The organism is Allocoprococcus comes, from assembly GCF_013300725.1.
GTDB classification, from domain to species: Bacteria; Bacillota; Clostridia; order Lachnospirales; family Lachnospiraceae; genus Allocoprococcus; species Allocoprococcus comes_A.
In genome coordinates this window covers 1-1,572 of record NZ_JAAIMM010000078.1, presented here as the reverse complement: position 1 = coordinate 1,572, position 1,572 = coordinate 1, and the positions used below count along the sequence as shown (strand labels likewise).

Annotated in this window: 2 protein-coding genes; both read right to left on the bottom strand. The window is 48.1% G+C overall.

The genetic code is table 11. From position 1 onward, the window contains the following. The coding region (ptsP, locus tag G4407_RS16040) for a phosphoenolpyruvate--protein phosphotransferase (protein WP_173689675.1) at positions 1-1,301 on the bottom strand (1,301 nt) is incomplete at its 3' end. A 4-nt stretch (positions 1,302-1,305) separates the two neighbouring features. Continuing rightward, positions 1,306-1,569, bottom strand: a complete 264-nt coding sequence (locus tag G4407_RS16035; RefSeq protein WP_173689676.1) for an HPr family phosphocarrier protein — start codon at positions 1,567-1,569, stop codon at positions 1,306-1,308. Positions 1,570-1,572: the final 3 nt, after the last annotated feature.

Genomic DNA, 1,572 nt, shown 5'->3' with positions numbered 1-1,572 from the left:
GCAGCCGGTGTCTCGATCATGATTCCCAGTTCCACATCCTCACGGAACGGGATCTGTGCCTCACGAAGCTCTTCTTTGACCTCTTCGATGATCGCCTTGATCTGCTTCACTTCTTTTACCGAAATGATCATCGGGAACATGATGGCGATCTGTCCGTAAGCAGATGCCCGGTACAGGGCACGAAGCTGTGTCTTGAAGATCTCCGGTCTTGTCAGGCAGATACGGATTGCCCGGTATCCCAGTGCCGGGTTCTCTTCTTTGTCCAGTCCAAAGTAATCCACCTGCTTGTCTGCTCCGATATCCAGGGTACGGATGATGACCTTTTTGCCTGCCATATTTTCTGCAACCTGTTTGTATACCTGGAACTGCTGTTCTTCCGTCGGGAAATCTTCGCTTTCCAGATACAGAAACTCGCTTCGGAAAAGCCCGATCCCTCCTGCATCATTTTTAAGTACAGCGCCCACATCGGAAAGATTTCCGATGTTCGCATAGACATTGATCTTCCGGCCGGACAGGGTCACATTTTCTTTGCCCTTCAATTCTTCCAGAAGCGCTTTCTGTCTGCGGTCTTCTTCGCGCTTTTCGGTCATGGCCTTCATGGTCTCTTCATCCGGATCAATGTAGATGGTTCCGGTAAATCCGTCGATGGCTGCCATATGTCCGTCATATTCTTTTGCAAGCCCTTCTCCCAGACCAATAACAGCCGGGATGTTCATGGTCCTTGCAAGGATTGCCGTATGGGAATTTGCTGATCCGTACATGGTTGCAAAAGCAAGCACTTTGGACTTGTCGAGCTGAACGGTCTCACTCGGCACCAGATCATCTGCTGCCACGATCACCGGTTCGTCTGCCACAACACCGCTTTCCCCGGCATCCGAAAGGATACCGAGAAGTCGGTCCGATACATCTTTTACATCGGCTGCACGTCCCTGCATGTAAGCATCATCCATAGATGCAAACATCCGGGAGAAGTTATCTCCCGTCGTTGCAACGGCATACTCTGCGTTGACTTCCTGGGTGGTAATAATATTCTTAATCGAATCCACATAATCCAGATCCATCAGCATCATCTGATGTACTTCAAAGATTGCCGCATTGGCTTCTCCTACATCTTCCATTGCCTTGTCATACAGCTCACCGAGCTGTGCGATCGCAGTCTCCTGGGCCTCCTCAAAACGTGCCACCTCTGCTTCGGTATCCTCTACATGATACCGTCTTATCTGCTTTTCCTGTCTTTTATAGAAAGCGATTTTCCCGATGGCCACGCCACCAAAAACACTTTTACCACTTAGTGTAATCATAATCCTACAGATTCTCCTCTAATACTTTCTGGATTTCAGCGATTGCTTCTTCTTCATCTGCACCGTCAGCTGTGATGGTGATCTCATTTCCCTGCTTTACGCCAAGGCTCATAACTGCCATAATGCTCTTTGCATTGACTTCACGTGTATCTCCTGCTTTTTTGATCTTAATATCGGAAGTTTTTTTCGCAATTGCTTTTACCAGAATTCCTGCCGGTCTTGCGTGGATTCCCTGTGCATCTGTTACTACATACTTAAATTCTTTCATGAT

Bases quoted from the DNA above. Each gene is read 5' to 3' on its own strand.
- G4407_RS16035 (WP_173689676.1), bottom strand. From the start codon at position 1,569: ATGAAAGAATTTAAGTATGTAGTAACAGATGCACAGGGAATCCACGCA.